General features: G+C 44.9%; 22 protein-coding genes and 1 pseudogene. 9 read left to right on the top strand and 14 right to left on the bottom strand.

Translation table 11 applies throughout. The annotated features are described in order from the left end of the window. Positions 1–88 precede the first annotated feature (88 nt). From J8N69_RS00115 to J8N69_RS00100, 4 genes are all read left to right on the top strand, one after another. Positions 89–1,408, top strand: coding sequence for a YjiH family protein (locus J8N69_RS00115; protein WP_227803923.1), 1,320 nt, complete (start codon positions 89–91; stop codon positions 1,406–1,408). Between the two features lie 178 nt (positions 1,409–1,586). Beyond that, positions 1,587–2,042 carry a carboxymuconolactone decarboxylase family protein gene (locus J8N69_RS00110; protein ID WP_168822159.1) on the top strand — a complete coding sequence of 152 codons (456 nt, stop codon included), beginning with the start codon at positions 1,587–1,589 and terminating at the stop codon, positions 2,040–2,042. Positions 2,043–2,081: 39 nt separating this feature from the next. After that, the gene (locus J8N69_RS00105) at positions 2,082–2,855 is read left to right on the top strand and encodes an AraC family transcriptional regulator (RefSeq protein WP_168822160.1); all 774 of its coding nucleotides are present in this window, start codon (positions 2,082–2,084) and stop codon (positions 2,853–2,855) included. Positions 2,856–2,905: 50 nt separating this feature from the next. Continuing rightward, a complete protein-coding gene (locus J8N69_RS00100; RefSeq protein ID WP_168822161.1) occupies positions 2,906–3,694 on the top strand; it encodes a hypothetical protein in 789 nt (262 codons plus the stop codon). Here the strand turns inward: J8N69_RS00100 and J8N69_RS00095 are convergent. The 4 genes from J8N69_RS00095 to J8N69_RS00080 all read right to left on the bottom strand — a co-directional run bounded on the left by J8N69_RS00095 (position 3,686) and on the right by J8N69_RS00080 (position 7,046). Next, entirely contained in the window at positions 3,686–4,360 is a 675-nt protein-coding gene (locus tag J8N69_RS00095; protein WP_168822162.1) for an NADPH-dependent FMN reductase, read from the bottom strand. The genes J8N69_RS00100 and J8N69_RS00095 overlap by 9 nt on opposite strands. 76 nt (positions 4,361–4,436) lie before the next feature. Continuing rightward, positions 4,437–4,865: an arsenate reductase family protein gene (locus tag J8N69_RS00090; protein WP_168822163.1), complete on the bottom strand. Its 429-nt coding sequence runs from the start codon at positions 4,863–4,865 to the stop codon at positions 4,437–4,439. 8 nt (positions 4,866–4,873) lie between these two features. Beyond that, positions 4,874–5,563: an arsenical resistance protein ArsH gene (arsH, locus tag J8N69_RS00085; protein WP_227804044.1), complete on the bottom strand. Its 690-nt coding sequence runs from the start codon at positions 5,561–5,563 to the stop codon at positions 4,874–4,876. A 115-nt stretch (positions 5,564–5,678) separates the two neighbouring features. Beyond that, on the bottom strand, positions 5,679–7,046 hold the full coding sequence (locus J8N69_RS00080; protein ID WP_168822164.1) for an alpha/beta fold hydrolase: 1,368 nt from the start codon (positions 7,044–7,046) through the stop codon (positions 5,679–5,681). Positions 7,047–7,478: 432 nt separating this feature from the next. Between J8N69_RS00080 and J8N69_RS00075 the strand changes: the two genes are divergently transcribed. The 3 genes from J8N69_RS00075 to J8N69_RS00065 all read left to right on the top strand — a co-directional run bounded on the left by J8N69_RS00075 (position 7,479) and on the right by J8N69_RS00065 (position 8,670). Further along, positions 7,479–7,688: a hypothetical protein gene (locus J8N69_RS00075; protein WP_168822165.1), complete on the top strand. Its 210-nt coding sequence runs from the start codon at positions 7,479–7,481 to the stop codon at positions 7,686–7,688. Further along, on the top strand, positions 7,685–8,230 hold the full coding sequence (locus tag J8N69_RS00070) for a DUF2335 domain-containing protein (RefSeq protein WP_168822166.1): 546 nt from the start codon (positions 7,685–7,687) through the stop codon (positions 8,228–8,230). Before J8N69_RS00075 ends, J8N69_RS00070 begins: the two co-directional genes overlap by 4 nt. Positions 8,231–8,367: 137 nt before the next feature. Further along, positions 8,368–8,670 carry a hypothetical protein gene (locus J8N69_RS00065; protein ID WP_168822167.1) on the top strand — a complete coding sequence of 101 codons (303 nt, stop codon included), beginning with the start codon at positions 8,368–8,370 and terminating at the stop codon, positions 8,668–8,670. Between the two features lie 125 nt (positions 8,671–8,795). On the opposite strand, the gene J8N69_RS00060 is transcribed toward J8N69_RS00065, so the two are convergent. Further along, the gene (locus tag J8N69_RS00060) at positions 8,796–10,193 is read right to left on the bottom strand and encodes a hypothetical protein (RefSeq protein WP_168822168.1); all 1,398 of its coding nucleotides are present in this window, start codon (positions 10,191–10,193) and stop codon (positions 8,796–8,798) included. A gap of 42 nt (positions 10,194–10,235) precedes the next feature. After that, a complete protein-coding gene (locus tag J8N69_RS00055) occupies positions 10,236–10,472 on the bottom strand; it encodes a hypothetical protein (protein ID WP_168822169.1) in 237 nt (78 codons plus the stop codon). A gap of 160 nt (positions 10,473–10,632) precedes the next feature. On the opposite strand from J8N69_RS00055, the gene J8N69_RS00050 reads away from it, so the two are divergent. Next, on the top strand, positions 10,633–11,709 hold the full coding sequence (locus J8N69_RS00050; protein ID WP_168822170.1) for a hypothetical protein: 1,077 nt from the start codon (positions 10,633–10,635) through the stop codon (positions 11,707–11,709). 90 nt (positions 11,710–11,799) lie between these two features. After that, a complete protein-coding gene (locus J8N69_RS00045) occupies positions 11,800–12,336 on the top strand; it encodes a hypothetical protein (protein WP_168822171.1) in 537 nt (178 codons plus the stop codon). A gap of 78 nt (positions 12,337–12,414) precedes the next feature. On the opposite strand, the pseudogene J8N69_RS00040 reads toward J8N69_RS00045, so the two are convergent. The 8 genes and pseudogenes from J8N69_RS00040 to J8N69_RS00005 all read right to left on the bottom strand — a co-directional run. Continuing rightward, positions 12,415–12,873, bottom strand: a pseudogene (locus J8N69_RS00040) (aldehyde dehydrogenase family protein); the annotation flags it as partial. 217 nt (positions 12,874–13,090) lie between these two features. After that, a complete protein-coding gene (locus tag J8N69_RS00035) occupies positions 13,091–14,452 on the bottom strand; it encodes an NAD-dependent succinate-semialdehyde dehydrogenase (RefSeq protein ID WP_168822172.1) in 1,362 nt (453 codons plus the stop codon). 12 nt (positions 14,453–14,464) lie between these two features. After that, positions 14,465–15,742, bottom strand: a complete 1,278-nt coding sequence (gene doeA, locus J8N69_RS00030) for an ectoine hydrolase (RefSeq protein WP_168822173.1) — start codon at positions 15,740–15,742, stop codon at positions 14,465–14,467. Continuing rightward, a complete protein-coding gene (locus J8N69_RS00025) occupies positions 15,739–16,998 on the bottom strand; it encodes an aspartate aminotransferase family protein (protein ID WP_168822174.1) in 1,260 nt (419 codons plus the stop codon). The genes doeA and J8N69_RS00025 overlap by 4 nt, the downstream gene beginning before the upstream one ends. 90 nt (positions 16,999–17,088) lie before the next feature. Continuing rightward, positions 17,089–18,261 (bottom strand): N(2)-acetyl-L-2,4-diaminobutanoate deacetylase DoeB2, encoded by a 1,173-nt coding sequence (doeB2, locus tag J8N69_RS00020; protein ID WP_168822175.1) that lies wholly within the window; start codon positions 18,259–18,261, stop codon positions 17,089–17,091. A 631-nt stretch (positions 18,262–18,892) separates the two neighbouring features. After that, the gene (locus tag J8N69_RS00015) at positions 18,893–20,110 is read right to left on the bottom strand and encodes a metallochaperone AztD (RefSeq protein WP_168822176.1); all 1,218 of its coding nucleotides are present in this window, start codon (positions 20,108–20,110) and stop codon (positions 18,893–18,895) included. 247 nt (positions 20,111–20,357) lie between these two features. After that, entirely contained in the window at positions 20,358–20,990 is a 633-nt protein-coding gene (locus J8N69_RS00010) for an ATP-binding cassette domain-containing protein (RefSeq protein ID WP_168822177.1), read from the bottom strand. Further along, positions 20,984–22,726: an ABC transporter permease gene (locus tag J8N69_RS00005; RefSeq protein WP_168822178.1), complete on the bottom strand. Its 1,743-nt coding sequence runs from the start codon at positions 22,724–22,726 to the stop codon at positions 20,984–20,986. The genes J8N69_RS00010 and J8N69_RS00005 overlap by 7 nt, the downstream gene beginning before the upstream one ends.

Genomic DNA, 22,726 nt, shown 5'->3' with positions numbered 1-22,726 from the left:
ATTACATGACTTTTATATGTATATACATGTTGGTATGTATGTTGCTTTACATCTTGTGATTAATAACCTTCTCATAGGAAGTCGTCATATGAATGCTACAGATCCAAAACCTGGCGTTGTGTCTCCACTGTCTCTTCTCAAACTTATTGCTTATAGTTGTATTGGTATTTTTGTCTTTTTTATTCCGATTAGTATCGGTGGAAAAGAAACCATTCCGCTTGATCATATCGTGTCATGGCTAAGAAGTGATTTTGCTCAAATGACTGAGGTTTACGCTATCTTGGTTGTTTTGGCGGGTGGTGCTTATCCCTTCATTTCTGGGGGCTGGCGCGCTAATAAAACCCAAACCGTGTTGTCTATTTTCAAGGTGCTAGGCGTTGTGACCGCTGTCATGGCGTTTTTCTCTGTCGGGCCCGCTTTTTTACTCGAAAAAGACATGTTGCCATTCTTGTTTAGCAAGCTTGTTGTGCCGGTTGGCTTGATTGTACCGATTGGTGCGGTATTTCTGGCCTTCCTAATCGGTTACGGTTTGCTTGAATTCGCCGGTGTGTTGTTACAACCGATTATGAAACCCTTGTTTAAAACGCCGGGCAAATCTGCGATTGATGCGGTGGCGTCGTTTGTGGGCAGTTATTCCATTGGCTTGTTGATTACCAACCGAGTGTATAAGTCGGGTCAATATTCTGCCAAAGAAGCGGCGATTATTGCCACTGGTTTTTCCACCGTGTCTGCGACCTTCATGGTGATTGTGGCGAAAACACTGGGTTTAATGGAGGTTTGGAACGTCTTTTTCTGGGCAACCTTGTTGATTACCTTTGTGGTGACAGCCATTACAGTGCGACTTTTTCCGCTGAGCAAAATGGATGATACAGCCGAAAGTCGTGAAGTCGAAAAATTCGAGCATTCACGCTTCAAGCAAGCGGCATTGGAAGGCATCGAGGTGGCTAAGAACGCCGATACAATCGGTCGTAAGATTCTGCAAAACATCAAAGAAGGCATGTTAATGGCCATGAGCATTTTGCCTTCTATCATGTCGGTGGGTTTGTGTGGCTTGTTATTGGCGAAATACACGCCGGTATTTGAGTGGATTGGTTACTTGTTTTACCCATTCGCTTGGATCGCTCAATTGCCTGATCCTATGATGGTGGCCACTGCATCAGCAACCGGTTTGGCGGAAATGTTCTTACCTGCATTGATCGCCGCGAAAAGCGTCTTTGTGGTGAAATTTGTCGTGGGTGTGGTGTCTATTTCATCGATCCTTTTCTTCTCTGCATCGATTCCTTGCATTCTGTCGACTGAGATTCCATTAAGCATTAAACAAATGCTGATTGTTTGGTATCAACGCGTGGCCTTGACTATTTTGATCGCCTCGCCAGTGGCGTTTTGGGCCGAGCAGTTTGTTCAATAAGTGTTTTGGTATTGGCGCTAGGGCGCTATAGAACAATTAAGTAAAACACGCTGAATAGGAGTATTTACACCTATTTGGCGTATTTTATTTTTTCCTTTCAAATGTCGAATTTCTTCAATTAATGCCGACCCGTTATCGTTAAGATTGGTCTTCAAATTTATTCATTGGAGATCTCACTATGTTAAAACGCATCAACTATTATGCTACTGCACCACAAGCATTCGAGCTGTTATTTAAGCAAGAACAAGTTTTAGGCAAGCAATTCGAAGAGATACCAACTCTAAGTAAGGCTATTTTGGAATTGGTGAAGCTTCGTGTATCACAGATAAATCAATGTGCTTTTTGTCTGGATATGCATAGCACGCAAGCGTTAGAAATGGGGGAGACGCACGAGCGAATGATTGCTTTGAGTGCGTGGCAAGATTCACCGCTGTTTTCTGAGCAAGAGCGTCAGGCGTTGGCTTTATCAGAGCATCTTGTTGCTGGTCATTCTGTGGATGATGCTCATTACGAAGCAATGCTGGCCAGCTTTGGTGAATCTGGATTAACCTATTTAACCATTGCGATAAATGCGATTTCTAGTTGGAATCGAATTGTAAAAGTTTTTAAACCTGAGGTTGGCAGTTTTCGCTAAACAAGCCGTTTCTGCTGGCTAGTAAGTTAGAGGATTCATATGTCATCGCCCTTGTTGTTTGATATTCACTTTCCTCAAGGGCCGCTTGCTCTGTGGGTGCAGGCTATTTGGTCGGCACAAGTACCAATAGATCGACAAGCTGTTACTCGTCGTTTGGTGGCGGATGCGGGCAGTGGCATATTGTTCAATCTTGGAGTGCTGATACGTGTTGATAACGAGGTTTGGCATGATCCGGTGGTGTTTCAGTCAACCAATAAGCAGGCCCATTTTATTCATTTACCAGCCGGTGCCGATTTAGTCGGCGTGCGTTTTCAGCCTGGAATGGGGCGCTTATTTCAAACTGAGTTGGCAAAGCAAGAGGACAATGCAGGTTCATTGCTAGCGTCTGAATTTATTCAATCTTTACTAGCGCAGTTAAAAGACTGTTTGGACATTGAAGAGCGTATTGGCTTATTGGATAAGGCGTTTAATCAAAGGGTTTCTAGTATGACTGATACCTGCGATTTTGTGATGAAAGCCGTAGAATTGCTGCAGCAATCTTCCCGAGTCGATTTGTTAGATGTGCTTCCTATTAGTCAGCGCCAAATAGAACGCCAGTTTCAGCGTCGTTTGAGCATGTCGCCAAAATACTTCCAGCGGCTGAGAAGAGTGCGAGCCGTTTTGTTGGCTTTAAAAGAAGAGCAAAGTCACTTCCGACTGGCAGAGCTAGCTATCGAATACGGTTTTTCAGATCAAGCTCACATGACGCGAGAATGCCAACTAATCGCAGGTGTTACGCCAAAGCGTTATCTTAAAAATAAGGGATTGCACTAATCAGTTGGTTTTTAGTGGTGCCTATCGTCAAGTTTACTTATCATTCAAACATGATTTCAAAACTGCAATATACCGCCATTTATTTACCTGTGTTTCTTGTGCTCTGGCTTGGTCTGTTTCTGGACAGTGCCGATTTGGCTGCGCAGCTTCAATACCATTCATTTCAATACCATGCATTTCTTCAATACAATCAATGGATCACTAATGGGTTGGTGTTCTTGTGCTTTGCTTGGGTCTATTCTCGTGTCGCTACCAAGCTAAAAAAGCTGATGCTGTATGGCGTTGTGCTGGCGCTGCTTGGTGAAGTGGTTTTTGCCATTTGGTTGGGCATGTATGAATATCGGCTGGAAAATGTGCCGCTTTATGTTCCTTTAGGCCATAGTCTTGTCTACGCGGCGGTGTTTTATCTGCAAAAAGAGAAGATTATTCAGCGCAACAAGACGCGTGTTGTTTCTGTTTTGTATTGGGCAATGATTGTCTATTCCAGCCTATGGTTGGTGTTTGATAAAGACGTGTTTGGCTTTCTTTGTATGCTGGGTGTGGTGTATTTTTTAAGAAAGAAACCAAGCAATGAGTTGTTCTTTCTCATTATGTTTTTCATGGTGGTGTATTTGGAATTGCTGGGGACCTATTACCAGTGCTGGGTGTGGCCAGAGACTTGGTTCAACAAGGTACCTTTCATTACCAGCAGTAATCCGCCAAGTGGTATCAGTGTGTTTTATTTTGCGTTTGATATCGGTTGCTTGTGGCTTTATAAAAAATTCAATAGCCAACAATGGCGTCGCATGAAATCACTTCGACGCCTGTCAATGACTAAGGGAATTGAGCCATCAGCTTGATGGCGTGTTTGGTGCGTTACGCTGCGACGGATCGCGTTTTAAATCTTCCACCAACTTGCGTGGATCAAATGTTTCACGCTGCTGTTTCGTTGCGGCCGCCCACCACCAGAGCTGCTTGAAAGTGCGTCCCAAATAGCCTTGCCATTGCTCGCTGTCTTGTTCTGCAATAAAGTCGCCATTTTGTTGAAAAACTGTTTGCGCTTTAGGTATGTGTATCATGGCAGACACGGGCAAACAGCCAAGTTCTGCTAAGTAGGTTCGCATGTTTACGGCAGCGCGTGCGCCACCCCATTGGCCTGCAGAGTAAGTCACAATGGCGCTGGGTTTGTAGGAAAAGAGTGACGCGCCAAAGTGGTTGAGTAGATTCGCTAGCGCCGGGCTCATCGAGTGATTGTACTCTGGGCTGACCATCACATAAGCATCGGCTTGGGCGATTTTAGTGGCTAGCGTACCAAGAGGTTCCGGTACTTTACTTTGGTGATAAGAAAAATGCGGCTTAAAAATAGTGTCTAATGGACAGTCTAGAGGATCGATTAATTCAACCGTCAAATCCGTAAAATGTTCCTCAAGGTGCTTAACGCAAGCCAGAGCAACACGTTCACCAAGCCTTGCTGGCGAAGGCGGTGTGCTGTCTCGAACGCTGCCTAAAAATACTAATACCTTCATTGTTCTCTCCTTTTACTAAAAATGTTCCACAGATTAGAGTGTTCCACAGATAAGAGCGCTCAACAGATTAGCGTGTTTAGTTGGTGTTTAGCGCCCGCTTACCATCGGCGTCTAAAATGCATTCACCGTCTTCTTTGTAGTAGGGACCCGCTGGCCACTGGTCGAGCAATGACAGTACGGATTCACTGGGGCGGCATAATTTCACGCCTTTATTCGTACACACAATGGGCCGATTCACTAAAATAGGATGACTCAACATAGCTTGTAGAATGTCGTCGTCTGACACGCCTTCTTCTAGCAAGCCTAGCGCTTCCGCGGGCGATTTACTGATTCTTAGCGCGGTTTTGGGGGTTAAATCGGCAGCGGCAAACAGCGCCAGTAGCTGTGCTTTTGTCCAGCCTTCTTTTTGGTAATCAATGACAATCGGCTGGTAGCCTGCGTCGGTGATGATATCAAGCACATTACGAGATGTACCGCAGTCTGGGTTGTGATGAATGACGATCATGGCCGCTCCTAGATTGAGGATAAGTTGACGCGTTGGCTTAATTGCTCGGCGGATTCAACGCGCTCAGAATAACGGTCGACTAGGTAGTCTTTGTTGTCTCTGAGAAGAAGCGTGAATTTCATCAACTCTTCCATCACATCCACAATGCGATTGTAATAAGCCGAGGGTTTCATCCGGTTATTGTCGTCAAATTCCAAAAAGGCTTTGGCAACCGAAGATTGGTTGGCAATGGTAAACATGCGCATCCAACGGCCAAGAATACGCAGCTGATTAACCACGTTAAACGATTGCGAGCCGCCGCAAACTTGCATAACGGCGAGGGTTTTTCCTTGCGTAGGGCGCACACTGCCGATGCTCAACGGCACCCAATCAATCTGACTTTTGAAAATACTGGTCATCGAGCCATGACGTTCTGGCGAGCACCATACTTGTCCTTCAGACCACATCATAAGCTCGCGCAGTTCAGCCACTTTAGGGTGTTTCTCATCGCTACTGTCGGTTTGAGGCAAGCCCTCAGGGTTGAAAATTTTAACCTCAGCGCCAAAGTGCGTAAGAATGCGAGCGCATTCCTCGATCACTAAGCGACTAAAAGACCGCTCTCGCAATGAGCCATATAACAATAGAATACGGGGTTTATGTGCAGAGGGCGTGGTGACAAAACGTTGGAAGTCTGGTGTTTCCAACTGTGTAAAGTCCATTTGGTTCATGTCGTTATGGTTTTTTTGCGTCATTAAGAATTCAGCCAATGATTAAAATATATGGATAATCATATATTTGATTATCCATATATTCAACACTATTTTTAGAGATCTTTTATGGTTTGAGCAAAGCGTTTGCTGTGTTTTTTAACGGGCCACCTTGATCCAACAATAACGCCCTTAGTGTGTTGAATACCTCTGACGATTGACGAACGCCGTCGTGTTCGTAGCTATTGGTAATCCAGACTTGAGTATTAGCGACTTGATTCGCAGTTTTAAGTGACAACTCTCGCGGTACATACATGTCGTTGTAATAGACGGCCGCGACGACAGGCACCTTGTTCTCGGCCAACCTAGTAAGATCGTAAAGTGGCGTGTAATCTTGATAATCTGCCAGAGCATTTGCCGCATCAGCAAAAGGGCGTAGCGAACTAATCTGTTCGAACATCCATGGATAGATCATTTCACCAGTTAACATTAAGGGTGAATGCTCAGCATCGAATTCACTAAACTGTCTACGGCCTTGCTGTGCCGCCCAGCGGGTGCTTTCGTTAGGTCGACCATAAATGCTCTCATGAATCACCGCAAACAGCGGGCCTTCGTGGTAGCTGGTGAGGTTCATCACTTGCTCTAAAAATACATCGCTAAGACGCGTTTTATCGCTGCCCGCAAAGGCTTCATCGATCAGCCAATGGATTTGATCGATACCGGGCCCCATGCCTAATAAAATGCCGATGCTTTGAAAGCGTTCTAGCGTCAGTTGATCGCCATCAGGCAAAAGTACCGTGTCGTTAGTCAGACATTGTGTAATCTTCGCCATGACCTTGGCGTCTTCTGGATAACGCGCATAATAGTCTTGGTTTTTTTCGATCACCCGTTGATAAGTTAATTGATAAACCTCTTGTGTAGATTCCTCCAGCCCCGCTAATCCCCCCGTTATATAACACGCGGCTAAGCCTTCTGGCGCTTGGGATAAATAAGCTAGGGTGATAAAACCCCCATAGCTTTGTCCCAAGGTTTCAAATAAACGGCCGCCATAGACTGTTTTACGTAAGTGTTCGCAGTCGGCCACTATGCTGTCAGCGCGGAATTTAAGTAGATAATCACGGCCTTCTTCCGCCGACAATTGGCTGATCAAATTCGTGTCAATACGACTGCTGCGCCCCGTGCCACGCTGATCGATCAAAATAACACGATGGGTTTTTAAGGCCTCCACCATCCAAGACGGCGAACCTGGCATTGGGCGAGGGGATTTGCCACCAGGGCCACCTTGCAAAAACAGCAACAAAGGTAATTCGTCATCGGCGCGATTTACATCCACTACCTCCCGAGCAAACAGGGTAATCATTGGGCTGTTGTCAGGGTTGTTATCGACATTTTTGTTAGAGCTCTTGTTAGAGGGACGCCAATCCAACGGAACCTCCAGCTCGTACTCGGTAATAAGCATGCCTTTCATCTTGTATTGCTGCTGTGCTGTGTTCATATTGCCCCGTGATTATTGAATAGCGATAGAGATTGCCTGTCACTTTAGCACTGGCAGACATTGGAGTTCGAATATTTTCTAGCTATGGTAGAAAGTTTAAGAGAAACAAATCTGCGACCGAGTAATAGAACACCTGAAAGTCGAATTTGGCTATAGTCCGCTGGGTATGATGGGGGATATGGTCGTGGCCAAAATAGCCGATGGCAGCTCGATGGAATTTAAGAAAAAGCCTTCGTAGATAGAATGTTAGAGGTTCAAAAAATAAGAAATCCGCTTAATTATGTTAATATATTTGTTGACGGCCTCGTCACTTTAGTGCGAAATACACATTGTGTGTAGGTAATTGGTTCCATTATCCTAGTCTACTGTGTTCTAGTTACCCTAAGTTTTGTGCCTAACAATGCATATTAAATTGTCTATGGAGTACATGATATGAGTAATTTTTTAAGAGGAATAGGAAGCGTTTTCAACCTTTTCCCTCAGACAGATTACATGGCAATGGTGCCTAAAAAAGGTGAAATCCATCGTAGAGCAACTGAACGATTTTCCTCCGACTTCAACTTAGCATTTAACCAACAAGCCGAGTTGGTTGACGGTCGTGCTTATCTCAAAAAAGTTAAAAAAGGTATTTCAGCTCAATGAATGATAGGCAGGAAGCCCAAGAAGATAGCCAAATTGTTGATCAAGAGATAGAGGAAATCAAAGAAAACGAGCCTTTATCTATTGTCATGGAAGATATCCCAGACGTAGAAAGGGTTGTTCGTGAGAATCCTGAAGAACGTCGCAAGGTGATGATGGCTGTTCGTTCAGAGCGGCATTCAGGTCCATTTCCCCCGCCCGAACATTTAGAACAATACGAGAAGGTTCATCCAGGCTTTACTAAAGATTCTTTTGCAATGATGCGTGAAAATGCTGAGCGTGAGGAGCGAATCATCGCCAAAGCGCAAGACAACGAATACAAAGAATCCAATTGGAATAGAAGTGCAGCAATGGCCGTTGTATTGTTGGTTTTATTGGCAATTGTTTATCTCGCCGATCAGGGTAATGTCGCTGTTCCTATTGCACTAAGTGGTGTACTAGTCGCGCTCGCTATTGCCTTTTTGCTAGGACAAAAGAATAGGGCATTTGACCCTAATGCTAGCAAGTCAGATAAAGGCAAAATTAAAGAAGACACCGAAGAATAACCTGCAGAAGCGGGTTTTTTTATACCTGTTATTTTTGCTAATCCAATATAAGTTTTGGATCAGAGGAAAAATAAATTTAGGTTTGGGGCTGTTTTTTTATCTGACCCCAAATTCAAATTGAAGAAGGGTTTCGCGATATGAAAAGCAGCCGATTCGGCCTGGGATTTGAGTTGAATTTTACATCAAAGATAGAACGGTTGAGCAACTTAATCCTGCTTACAACTGTTACTGCGCTTCTGCTTGTTTTAATCGGTAAAGCAATAGAGCTGGCAGGCTATGCAAAACGCTTCCAAGTGAACACTCTACGTAAGCGAAGAGTTCTGTCACACTTTTACCTTGGGAAACGAGCCATTATGACTCGTTTCCAGATATCAAAAAAGGAATGGCAGGACGGCATTAGGCAACTTGTTCAGAAACTCAAACAAGGAGCCTATTCGTGAGTAAGTTTGTGGGGATACCTCAGGGGCAGATGAAAATTGTCATTAATAGACTGCTTTTCATAAACAGATCGTCCGTTCAGGGCTGTTTTATGGTATGAATTCATATTCTCCTATTATATGTTTATTTAGTTGTTGTTGATGTCAATTCCACTTTCAATTTTTGCCTTTTGCTCTTCAATTAAGCGCTTTGAACGTTCGTTTAATAGTTTTGTTATTTTTGACATTCCAGGTATTTTTTCTAGCTTGGTCACGTTTTCCTCTAAACGAGAACTGCTTTCTAATACATCAATTAAAGGGTGGTCTGATGTGTTGTAGTTTGAAATTAATTTCCCCGGATTTTCTGAGCTGACGTCTAATAGATTATATAAAAGCTTTATTCTGAGTTCAGTAGAGATACTGTCTTCTTCAATTGATTCTATTTGGTGTGATAAGCCTTCGAATGTTTTGCTTAATACTTCCTTGTGTGTGTATTCTTCAACTAGCCGTTTTGAAAGGTTTGATTTTTTGTTTGCTGAATATGCTAGCCAAACTAGAGGGATATATAGTGGTAGAATAGCAGCTAATAAATTAGGAAGGTCTTGAATTATTTTGTCTAAAGATTTCCCTCCGTTGAAGAGGTACACATTGACTAGAAATGGTATAAATGAAACAGCAATTAATCCAAGTATAGAGTAGTTAAATAGAGTGCTTAATTTCTCGCCAGATTTTATTTCCGATTTGCGTTTTTCTTCGAATGCAGAGCTTAAACCTGCAGTTAAAGCATCTGGAAGAAGGCTTTTTATTTTTGACGCAAGTGTTGAATATTCAGAATGCCAGCTTTCTGTTTTTGATGTTAAATTTTCGGATTGCTCTTTCAAAAATGACTTGTATTTTTGGTCGGTTGATTCCTTTAATGATTCTATTTCAGATATCGACTCTTCTATACTGCTTTCAAGGTTAGTGAATGAGGATTTAAGCTCATCTTTCAAACCATCAATATGTTTATTTTTACCTGTTGTGTCTGGTTCGTCATACCCAAATACTTCTATATAGAGATCGTCAACCTCTTTTTTCTTTTTTAATACTGAATTATAGAGCACGCTTAATTTAGAGGTGACATCTTCTGATTTATCATGTAAATCAGATATTTCTTTTACTTGCCCTTCATATTTGCTTTTCTTAGCCAGGAGAGTGTCGAACTCATCTGATTTTAAGTAAAACTCTTCAATTTTTTTCTTAGCTTCGTTTAATATCATCGAAGAGCTTTGTATTTCGGTGTTTTTTTCATCAAATTGAGTATATAGCGCTTCCATTGATTCTTTCATAGATAAAATAGATGCTAGTGCTTGATCTGCTGTATCTTTTGAAGCCGATGTTTTGTTTCGATATTCTGACGCTTTCCTAGACGACTGTTTTGCTTCTGCTTCAAATTCTGGCGTTCTTTTACTGAAGTCTTCTTTTATGTAAGAAAGCTCTTGTTGTAAAGACTCGACCGCAGCCCACAACTTTATACGCTCTTCATCCAAATATTCTTTTGTAGCCATCTCGAAGTCCAATTTAGTTAATTTAGGAGCGGGTGGGAATTATCACCCTCTCAAATTCTTATACTGTTCTAGCTTTATTTTTGACTGTAGCTTTTCTTCATCTTCAATCTTACGACGGACAATATCAATCAAGTCATCTAACTCAGCGGAAGAGTGACTTCCCCACGCCTTGTAACGCTTGATAGCTAAGTCCACAGAGCGATGCCAGTCGTAGTTCTCTTCTTTAATCGCCTCGTCAGCGATCTCACAGCGAATGTCAGACCTGCTTTTCCTCTGCATGCTCGTACCCTCAATGACCTGCCTCCCAGACTAGCAAGACAATCCGCTATTTGTCAGTAAATAGTCAATAAAATGTTTTCAAATGGTGACAAGTGAAACGGTTATAGAGATACTTAAAGTTCAAAGACATTAGTTTTTCAGTGGGTATGGAGGAAATCATTTGAGCACAACGGATTTTGAGGTCGAGTTAATTCTACACAATATTGAAAAGTGTGGATTGTACGAAGCGACAGAACAAGGCAGTAGACAAATTGTTCATAAGAGTGATGTCCCTAAGTGCTTGGGGATAGAAGAGCTACTTATAGAAGTTGAGCAATGGGCCATAGCATCCGGTCAACCGTTGGCGAACACATGCCCTGATATCATACCCGATGAAAAAAAAATTTATTGCTACAACATCACTAAATTACAAGACACTTTTTTAGCTGCATTTTGGGTTGCTTTGCCCAGAGGGCGAGCAGGAGTAAGTACGCTGCCTGGAAATAGACCTGTTAAGGGGGAAATTCCTAAGAACCCTAGAGGTAATCTAGACGTACATGATATACCAGGGTTTATGGCGTATTTCCTTTTCCTCCCTAAGTTAAATCGATTGGCTACTGTTCAGTTATGGTTTAAAGGCTTTGGAAAACCTTATGTCTCAACTCCCAAGTTAAAAAGTTATCTTGAGGCTTACATGAATGGTCATTCTTTGTATCGCTGCAAAGACGGTGGTTTTTCTGAGAAAAAATCATCTGATCCTACTCAAGTATTAAATGCTAGCCTAGTTTCAAAAGTAGATTGGAATCGCAGGTACGGCGACTCAGAGCTAGATACTGTTAAAAAGTACGCAAGTGACATTTACAAAGTAACCTATCAGATTAAGCAACCAGATCTGATACCAAAAACTGCAAACCGACAGCTTTGGCAAGCGAAAGAGTCTGTAGCTGGGTATATGAACCACAGTGGGGACTTTGATAAAAAGCGCCAAATACGGATGGTTGTGCCAGTTGCGGGCATGCTTAAAAGTGAAGTGGAAGAACTAGAGCAAAATTTTGAGCAGTTTACTAAGGAGCAAGCTTTTAACGTGGGCTTTCAAATTAGTGGGCATGGTCGGGAGTACTGGTTATCAGGAAGCTATAGTAAGGAAGGCGACACTATTAATCTTAAAACTCAAAAAGGTAATAGAGAGTTTCCTGATCAAGATGCATTCCACAAAGAGCTTTTATCACGATTTGGTTCTTTTCTACGTAGTTCGTGAAAGCGCTATTGTGCTAAAATCAATCTATCGGACGGAGTGATTTTATGATGAATTTGCTCAGAAAGTGGCCAGAGGTATTTGCTAAATTGCATGCAAATGAAACGTTTTGTCGTCGGTTTAACGTTTTGTCGTCGGTTTAACGTTTTCGTTTGGTGCTGCTTTTTGGTTATTACTATTTTTGCTTATTTCCCTGGCACGAACGTTAAGGGGATAGATCAGGTTTCAATCGCTGGCAGTATGATCACTATATCATCTATTTTATTTGGGGTGATTGGTGCTTGGCTCGCATTAATGAAAATTGATGCTGAAGCACAAATGAGAAAGCTTGCTAAGGAACGCCAAAGTATGTCTCCTGTTATCGAAAGAATGGGGAGTCTAAGCGATGTAATCACCGCCAGCAGTGTTGTATTGTTTGTATGTCTTACTCAAGTGTTTGCTTATTACGCACTTTCTAAAGTTAGCTTTGTGCAGCCCTATGCCCCGTATCTTAAAGGCGTATCCTTTTCTGCTTTAGTTTTACTTGGTCTTATCCAGGTTAAGTTGATCCTTCAAATATTGTGGATCGGACTAGAAAACTTTGTTGATATATCTAGGCTTGAAAGAGAGCTTCTTGAAGAAAATAGGTAAGTTTTTAGTCGCTAAACTAACCAAAGCCCTCAATTTGAGACTCTGTTAATGGGTTTTAAGCATGATAGTAATATAACGTTAAGCAATCCAAATCTGTTGTACGTTAACAAATTCACGGATGCCTTGCGGGCCAAGCTCACGACCATAGCCGGATTTTCCAATGCCGCCCGATGGCAGTCTTGGGTCGCTTTTTACGATGCCGTTGACGGCAATTTGCCCTGATTCCAGTGTCTGGATGGCTTGATCGATGGCGGTTTGGCTGCGTGTCCAAATACTGGCACCTAGGCCGTATTCTGTGTCGTTTGCCAGTTCCAGTGCTTGATCAATGTTCTCAATCGGCGTCACGCTGAGCACTGGGCCAAAGGTTTCTTCTTCAAACACGGCCATGCCGGGTTTTACGTCAACCAATAGGGTGGGCGGATAGAAGTAGCCCGAGCGAGAAGGCAAATTGCCTCCTGTTAAACAGCGAGCACCGGCGTCGATGCTTTGTGACACTTGCTGGTGCAGTTGGTCACGTAAGTCTTCCCGAGCCAATGGCCCTAGGTTATTGAGTTTAGGGTCAGATGAAAATTAGCGCCTAGTCTTCATCAACCCAAACAATCCAACGAATAAAAGCAACTTTCCGCGACAGCCGACAGCGTCACCATCGCTTAAACATTCAAGTAAGACGGCGAGTTGTCTTATTGTTCAGATGAAAAAAGGGCCTCATATTGAGGCTCTTTTAATGGGTTTTAAGCATGATAGTAATATAACGTTAAGCAATCCAAATCTGTTGTACGTTAACAAATTCACGGATGCCTTGCGGGCCAAGTTCACGCCCATAGCCGGATTTACCAATCCCGCCTGATGGCAGTCTTGGGTCGCTTTTTACGATGCCGTTGACGGCAATTTGTCCTGACTCCAGTGTCTGGATGGCTCGATCTATAGCCACTTGGCTGCGTGTCCAAATACTGGCGCCTAGGCCGTATTCGGTGTTGTTTGCCAGTTCCAGTGCTTGATCAATATTCTCAATCGGCGTCACGCTGAGTACTGGGCCAAAGGTTTCTTCTTCAAATACCGCCATGCCGGGTTTTACGTCAACCAATAGGGTGGGCGGATAGAAGTAGCCCGAGCGAGAAGGCAAATCGCCTCCTGTTAAACAGCGAGCACCGGCGTCGATGCTTTGTGACACTTGCTGGTGCAGTTGGTCACGTAAGTCTTCCCGAGCCAATGGCCCTAGGTTATTGCTTTCGTCTCTTGGGTCGCCGCATTTTAGTTTGCTAAAGCGTTCTCGCAAGGCGTCGCAGACTTGGTTGTAAATTGCTTTTTCGACGAATAACCGCTTCACTGATATACACGATTGCCCCGCGTTGACCATGCGCGACAAGGTGATAATATCGAGGGCTTTTTCCAAATCCGCATCGGCCATTAATATACAAGGATCTGAGCCGCCCAGTTCTAATACGGCGGGTTTTAGTCCCGCTGCGGCTTGCGAGGCAATGGATTGTCCCGCCTTGCTAGAGCCGGTAAAAGACACGGCTTTCACCTGTGGGTGATCGATCATTTTGCTCGCCACCGAATTCGGCACGGCTAAGTTAGTGACCACGTCTTCTGGTACCCCCGCTTGATAAAAACATTCGACCAATTTGTTGGCCGTAGCAGGCACATTGGGATCGGCTTTTAACACGCAAGTATTGCCCGCCATCAAGGCGGGCGCGAGAAAACGTAACGCCAACCAAACCGGTGCGTTCCAAGGCAAGATGCCCAAAACTGTGCCAAGCGGTGGATATTGCACATAACTGTGGCTGGCGTCTGACGCTAAGGTTTCGGGCGCTAAAAAATCAGCGCCGTTTTCTGCGTAATAGTCCGCGCACCATGCGCTTTTCTCAACCTCGGCAAGGCCTTCTTTTACGGGCTTGCCCATTTCCACTGCCATTAAATTGGCTAGCTCGCTTTTGTTTTCCCGTAGGGAAGCCGCCACGGCTTTTAATACGGCCGCTCGTTCAGAAAAAGTTTTGGCTTTCCACGAGGCAAACCCTTTTGCCACCTTATCGATGGCTGCGTGGGCTTCGTCTAATGTTAAAGCCGGGCAGGGAGGCAAGGCTTGTCCTGTGGTTGGGTTAATTGTTTTTAACATAGTCACCTCGTATCAGCTGGCTGCTTTTTCAGACTGTTTGGTGTTTGATTTGGATTTCTTGTCGTCTTCTTTCATCGGCAAGGTGCCGGACAGGTCTATGGTTTTCTTTTCCTGCGGTACGGCGACACCGGATTTCACTGTGAAGTCCCGATCCATGTTAAAGAAAGAACGGCAGCCGTCTTCGGTGATCTCGATGGTGTCTGAAATACCACAAGTTTTATCGCCTTCAATGCCCCACATCCACGGAATCATATGGAAGGTCATACCGGGTTTTAGTATCGCAGAATTGCCTTGTTTTAAGCTGATGATGTAACCTTCATCCCAACTTGGCGGGAAGGCGATGCCAATGGAATAACCAGAACGGGTGATTAAACTCGCGCCAACTTGGTTGTCCATAATGATGTTGCGCACCATGTTATCCACGTCCGACACCGTCATGCCCGGTTGCACCACTCGATGAATCTCATTGAGCGCGCGCTTCATGATTTCTTGCGATTGATACATGGCGTCGGATAATTCGCCAAGAATGACAGTACGCATCATGGCCGTGTGATAACGGCGATAACAACCACCCACTTCTAAAAAGACATGCTCGTTTGGTTGCACTGTGCGGCCTTCAAAAGTGGCGTGACCAATCATGGTTCGTGGGCCAGAGGTGACGTAAGGCATGACGGCAGGCGTTTCACCGCCAGCACGGAACATGGCCGCGGCGATTTCGGCCGCGATTTCATTTTCCGTAATGCCGGGGCGACAAACCTCAATACCGGCTTTCATGCCCGCTTCTGTTGCCAAGGCGGCACGACGCATGATGGCTATTTCTTCTTGCGACTTGCAGATTCGACCTTCTTCCACAATGCCGAAGCAATCCATGAGTTTGGCATTTTTTAAGGTGGTATGAATGCAATCCTGTTGGTAAGCAGGGAAGAAGTAACTATTGCGTTCGTAACCGATGCGTTTGTCTGCCAAACCAAATTCACGTAGCGCGTCGACGAGCATCTGAATCGCATCGCCTGTGTCTGGATAAGGTCTGGTTAACTCAACCCAAGTACGAGCAAAAATATTCGATTCTTCCAATGCACGAGTAATCATGAAGGGCTCTTTTTCGAGCGGAATCACCAGCGCCTGAAAAAACGAATACCCTGTGGTTTGGTAATCGGTTAAATAGGTAATGTTTTCTGGGTCAGTGACTACCACCGCGTCCAAACGGCGCTCGGCAATGCGAGTGCGCAGTTCACCCAAGCGGCGTTGATATTCAGCAAAGGTAAAGGTCATATCATCGCGTTCAATCATGCAACGTCCTCCATCACAAAACGTACAGCGTCTTTCAAAATATCCAAGCCTTCCGCGAGGTCTGTCTCTGGAATGGTTAATGGTGGAATGATTTTTAGTACTCGACCGCCGCTACCGCAAGCGCCGAGCATTAAGCCTTTCTGAAAGCAGCGTTGCACCACTTTTGCGGCTACTTCGCCACTGCCCATGTCTAGGCCAAGGATCAAGCCTTTACCACGCAGCTCTTTGGCGCTGTTTTCGCTCACCAAGGGTTCTAGTGCATCGCGTACTTGTTTTACTTTTTCCATAACGACCGACATTAGCGAGTCGTCTTCAAAGTAACTTAACGCCACTTCACCCGCCACGAAGGACAAGTTCTGCCCACGGAAGGTGCCGGTGTGTTCGCCCGGCGACCAATGCTTGTCCAAATCAGGGTGTACCAAATTCATTGCCATTGGTGTGCCTGCGCCGCCAATGCCTTTGGCCAAGGTGATGATGTCTGGGTTGATGCCCATGTCATCAAAGCTGAAATAAGACCCTGTGCGGCCGCAGCCCACTTGGATGTCATCGACGATCAATACGGCACCGAACTCTTTGGCGAGTTTTTCTAGCTTCTGCATCCACGCTTTGCTGGCAACGTTGACGCCGCCTTCCGCTTGAATGGTTTCCACCATAAAGGCCGCTGGTGGCTTGATGCCGCTAGAAGGATCGCGATATTGGCTTGCCAAGGTATCTAACGCCGCCAGCGACGCTTCTTGGTCGTGTGCTTGGTCAAATAATTCGTGGCTGACATGCAATAACGGCACGCCAGATGCCTGACGAAAATACTCGTTTGCCGTTGCTGCTAAGGCGCCTAATGTCATGCCATGAAAGCCTTGGCTAAAGGCCACAATGTTGTGGCGCCCGGTGGCTTTTCTGGCCAGCTTCATGGCGGCTTCGACGGCGTTGGTGCCTGTTGGCCCCATGAACTGCATGCGATGGGGCATGTTTCTTGGCTTCAAAATAACGTCAGTAAATTTCTGCATAAACTTGGCTTTGGCTTGGGTTTGCATGTCTAAGCTGTGAAGCACGCCATCTTTTTGCAGATAATCGATCATGGCTTCTTTCATGAGTGGGTTGTTATGACCAAAATTAAGTACCCCTGCACCCGCGAAGAAATCAATATATTCCTTGCCGTTCTCGTCAATCTGACGTGAGTTTTTTGCCGTAACAAAAACCGTTGGGTACGTGCGAGCGTAAGCTCGAATGTTGGATTCTCGTTGTTCAAAAATACTCATACTGCCTCCTAATTAGCCACTTGGCCTTTACTAAAACTGTTTCTCGGTTGTACTTTTTCTCTCGTTATTTATCGCTTGTTCTCTCGCTATTTATCGCTTGGGCAATGATTGATCGCTAAGGCCTGCAAGTTGGCAAAACCAATGGCAGACATCAGCAATCAATCGGTCATTAAAATCGTAATGTGGGCTATGGCACGCTATGTTGTGTCCTTCGCCATCGTCACTGCCAATCAAGGCAAAGGCGCCAGGAATGGTTTGTAGGTAATAACTAAAATCTTCCGACGCCATGATTGGCAAAGCTTGCCCATGATTGAGTGTTTGTTCGCCATAAAGCGACTGCCAAACCGTGCGGGCGTGCGTGGCTTGCTCTTTATGATTGATGGTCGCCTGATAGCGCATGTCATGTTCGACGACACATTCCACGCCATAAGCGGCGGCGGTGTGCGTGGCGACCTGGCTAATATGTTGATTGATTTGTTGGCGCGTTGCTTCGTCGGGAACACGAATGCTGCCGCTGAGTGTGGCGGTTTCTGGAATCACCGTTGGCGCGGTGCCGCCGTGTATTTGTGTGACACTGATTACTGCGGTAGCTTGTGGCGCAATGCGTCGGCTGACGATTTGCTGCAAGGCCACATTGACCGCGCTGGCGGCCAGAATAGGATCGGCACATAATTCGGGTTGGCTCGCGTGACCACCACGACCTTTGAATGTCATGGTGAAGGTGCCATTACCGCACATCACAATATCGTCTGGGCAAGCTATCGTGCCATAGGGCAGAGCAGGCCAGTTATGCCAACCATAAATCGCCCCGACATTTTCCAGCGCGCCGTCCTTGATCATCTCACGGGCACCATGAAAACCTTCTTCCGCAGGTTGGAAGATCAATACTACAGGCTGTGGTAACTCGGCTTCAAATTGCTTTAGCCAGCGTGCCGTTGCCAGCAAGGTCGCCGTGTGACCATCGTGACCACAAGCGTGCATGCAGCCTTGGTTCACCGATTGCCATGCTTTGCCTGTTTGCTCTTCAATAGGCAAGGCATCCATATCACCGCGCAAAGCAATCGCTGCGCCCTTGGCGTCTTTATTTAACCAAGCGACCGTGCCTGTATCAGCGCAAGCGCGCCATGGAATATTCAAGTCATCAAGCTGGCTGCGCACCAAAGACGCGGTGTTTTTTTCTTGCCAACTCAACTCGGGATGAGCGTGCAACTGCTTACGCAAGTTCTCAGCAAAGATCACATTCTCTTGCCATAAATTCTGCATAACGCACCCTTAAAAATAAAACCTAATGAATATAAAAATCGAAAGACTTCATACAGTAGTAATTAAATATTTATAGGGTTGCAAGTGGTTAAAATTAAAAAGACATCAGTAATCGGCATTTAAGCTAAGAAATAAAACCTAAAGCCATCAAAAAAAACGCTCAAAACAAAGACATAGAGAAATAATCAAAAATTTCAAAAATATCTGAAAATTCACATTTCAATCAATGAAGTAAGCGCTTTTTTGAGTTCTTAAAATGCCCTTCAACGCCCTAAAAATAGGCGCTAAGCTTAAAAATGATCGTTAGAAATAAATATCATGTCTAATGATTCGTTATCTAATGGATTTTTTAGTTTAAAGTTACATATCTAACGATTAGAGTTGTATTCTATGTTCAGTGTGTGGCCGCTTTATAAGAAAGAAGGTAAAAATACAAATAGTAGGCTGCGGTAAATAATGAGAAATATAATATTAAGAGGTGTTTTTTATCGGTGAATAGAAGTTGGGGTTTTACTTCTAAGCGGTATTAAAGTCTGCAATATTGTTGGTCAATTTAAAACAACAAAACCACTTTACATTGCATAAAGTGGTTTTGAATTAGAATCTGCGAAATCTAAAGGCTAAGGTTGAGTTAGTGGCTAATACCACTACCGCCAGCAACGGCAATATTATAAGGAATGCCTTCAATGTTAATGGTCTTCGACTCAGAGAAGTCCTTTGCATTAATGAGGCGTATCAGGCCAGCATTTGGGTCAGTGATAACAATATTATCACCCGCCATTGCTAAGCGAGGTCTTGGATCATTCCAGTGCCCGTCCATACTGTATGGCGCTGTTACACGAGTGCTTTTTTCGATTTCACCACTCAATAAGTTAATACGGTGGATTTGACCATTTTCAGTTAGAACGTAGGCATTCTGAAGCCTAACTGGATCTAAAATGAAGTCCACACGGCGGAATGGCAACTCCACAAGTTGCATGTAAGGTGCTTCTGTTGGATCTATGATAGCTAAGCTTTTTTTGCCATAGTTGCCAAGGAATATCTGAAAGGATTTAGAGCCTAATAAGGTGCCTGTTGTTTCCCCTTTTGGAAAGTCTGCAGGGTAAGGAAGCATTTTGTATTCTGTACCGTTTTTACCGGCTTTTGCGGCTAAGACTCCTTCTTTGCAACCGACAGTTAGATAAGCGCCAGAAAAAGCTTCTCCATGTAATCCTGTGCAAGTTTGCAGATCACCTGCTGGTGTTCCGTCTGCCTTAATTGCTTGTAAACCAATTCGTGGCGGAGCATGACCTTCTTCAGCTTCGTTCGATGCGATACTAGAAAGCCAGTTATCGCCCCAAGGTGTCACAAAGCCATGATGTGCATGATTTTGTTGTACTCGTGTTACTTCAATATGTCCCTCCGTTAGTTCATGACCATCTAAAACATCAGCGTACCCACCTTTGTCAAAGTTGATGGACACTAGATCATCGTGCTCAACTAGATGAAATGGACGAGGGCCCTGAAGCACTTTTTTTAGAGCGACAGGATAGTTGATTTCTATATCAGTATGGGCACCGTGATCATGGAAGTGAAAGCCGGATTGAATAAAGTTCACCTGATCATTATCAGACTGAACCGCAACGATTAGGCCATTGTTGGAAACAGAGTAAAGCTTGCTTTGTCCTGCAGTATTAAAGGTCCAACGCTTATCCGGATTATCTAAGTCAAAAGCAGTGACTTGTGGTGTAGCGTGATCACCAATAAATACACGATAACGAGTCATGCTGTCATCGTGGTTTTCACTTGCAATCGCAATAGTACTAATGCTCAGTGCGAGAAGGCTAACACTGCTAAGGCGTTTGATCATTCAGTTTTCTCCTTGGAAATTATAATTTTTACTCAATGCGGGGTTCGTTGTTTGCACAGGTAATGTCAATCTAGGTTAATGATAAAAGAAATGTTATATCATATCATTAATGTGCGCAATAAGTGCTTATGCCGAGTTTATAAACTTTAACAGGGGGACTTTGCAAAATTACGTGTTGTTAGACAGACTTAACGCCTGAACGCGAGCCAACGCATTACGAACCTTTTATATGAAATTAAAAGGTTATTTACTCACGTCCTAACTCCAAACATTCTCCTTCCATGGCTTTTGCATCTTCAGGATCATGTGTGACAAGTAGTGCTGGTATGCTGGCTTTTTGTATTTCGTTGAGTACAAAGGCTCGAACGTCACGTCTTAGGGCTGGGTCGAGTTTGCTGAAGGGCTCGTCGAGTAGTAGGTAGTCGGGTTGGGAAAGTAGGGTACGGAGCAGGGCGACGCGGGCTTGTTGGCCGCCGGAGAGTTCCTGTGGTAGGGCGTTGGCCTTATCGGGAATACCGAGCTTTTCCAAGGCGTTTTGCGCCATGCTAATGCGCAGTGATTTGTGGATGTTGGCCGGGATGGCAAAGAGCAGATTTTCGATGATGCTCATGTGCGGAAACAGCAAGGGCATTTGTTGCAATAAGCCGACTTTGCGATCTTGGGTGGGTTTTGTGTGCAAGGTGTTGTCGTTTAAAAACACCTCGCCCGTGGTGGTCAAATTAGGCGATAAGGAGCCGCTGAGAAAGTGCAGTAAGCTGGATTTACCAATACCGCTTGGTCCCATGATAGACAAGACTTGGCCGTCGGCGATGTCGAAGCTTAACTCTTTGATGAGTGTTTTATCGCCTAATGATAGAGAGAAAGCTTTTACAGTCAGCACAGTTTGTCCTTTTCTATTAATCCAGTGTTAAAGACTTGCTTGAGTTTGAGTCGCCATCTTGTCCAACGTGGCGGGATGAACTGCGCGAGCCAAAATACCATAATGGGAAAGACTGCTTGCAGTAGTGCCATGCTGCCGACTTGTTTTCTATCGCCCGATGCCGCTTGTGCTACGGCTTCGGTGGTTAAGGTGCTGTAACGGCCTTCACCGGCGATGAGCGTCGGTAAATATTGGGCGATGCTGACGGAAAATCCTAGGGCAAAAGCCGTGAATAATGCAGGCTTTAGCATGGCAATTTTCACTAAAAGGTAGTTGCGCCAAGGCCGATGATTGAGTCGATTGGCTTGTCGCAAGTATTCTTCCTCGTAAGCTAAATACGGGCCTTTGAGTGTAAGGTACACATAAGGCAACACATACATCAGATGCAGAGCAATAATGGCGTATAGATCGCCATTGAGGTTGGTATAAATCAGCAATACGTGCAAACCAAACAAAAAGCCAATTTGCGGCAATAGAATCGGCACATAAATAAGCCAATCAAAGACATGGTGCTGTTTGATGTCGGTTGATTTAGCCATGGCGTGGCGTTTGGTTTCTAGCATTATTAGGCTGATAGCACAGGCGATTAATGTCGCCACGAACGCGATGATCAAGGTATTGCGACTAAGTTCTATTAGCAGTGGCGTGGCGCGGTCGATATTGTCCCACGTCCATTGGCTTGGCAACGCATCAGGAAAACGCCAGCGTCTGGCAAGCGACCAAATCGGCAGCAAAGCCAGCGCCACAAAGGCATTCAACAAAACGATCAAGCCCAACACAACGCCCAATCGCAATAAGTTGTCGGTTAAGCCAAAACGTTTGCCATTACTGCGCTCGGCTTGGGTTAGCTTGCGCAATACTTGATGTGCCAGTTCCCATCCAGCGAGGACAAAAACGATCATTAACATAAGAAAAATCGCGCCAGCGCTAGCCATCAAACGCATGGATAAATCAGGATCGTTGAACCAGCGCAACAGAGTCACCGCTAGCGTAGACGGTGTGTTGGGGCCGATTACCAAGGCCAAATCCACCACGGTAAGACTAAAGGCAACGACGATAAAAATCGGCAATCGAATAATGGGATACAGCTGAGGGATAATCACTTTTCGCCACAGGGTTAAACGGCTATAACCGAGGGCTTGGCCGACTTGCAGGCTTTCTCGCGCCTTGATGCTTTTCATCGTGGCAAGCATGACAAACAACAGATAGGGCATTTCTTTGATCACCAGAGCGAGAATGAGCGAGATGCCATAAGGATCTTGTACGGTAATCCAATTGGGCGGTCGATCAAACCCTGTCAGCCAAGGGCTAAACAAACGCACTAACCAACCGGATGGACTTAATAAAAAAAACAAGCCAATGGCAATGGCCGCGTGGGGAATGGCCAGAATCGGCGATAACAAGGCTTCAATTTTACGAAAAAACGCCTGTTGATAACCCCAAGCTAACAGCGACAATGCCAACCAAAGTGCCAGCAAAGGCGCACCGATGCCGGTGATTAGGCTGAGTTTCAAACTGGCGTAGAATTCCCCTTGGGCAAACAAATTGCGCCAAGGTGTCAAAGAAACATCGTATTCGCCAAGGGGCGGAAAATACGCAAACGCAGGAAGCAAGGTGCCGACCAAGCCAATGATAATGGGAAAGACCAGTAACAGGGTGATAATCCCCGTGATCCATTTCGCGTGTTTTAACGGCAT

The organism is Marinomonas profundi (genome assembly GCF_020694005.1).
GTDB classification, from domain to species: Bacteria; Pseudomonadota; Gammaproteobacteria; order Pseudomonadales; family Marinomonadaceae; genus Marinomonas; species Marinomonas profundi.
Note: the sequence above shows the minus strand (reverse complement) of the source record. Positions and strands in the feature narration are given on the sequence as shown.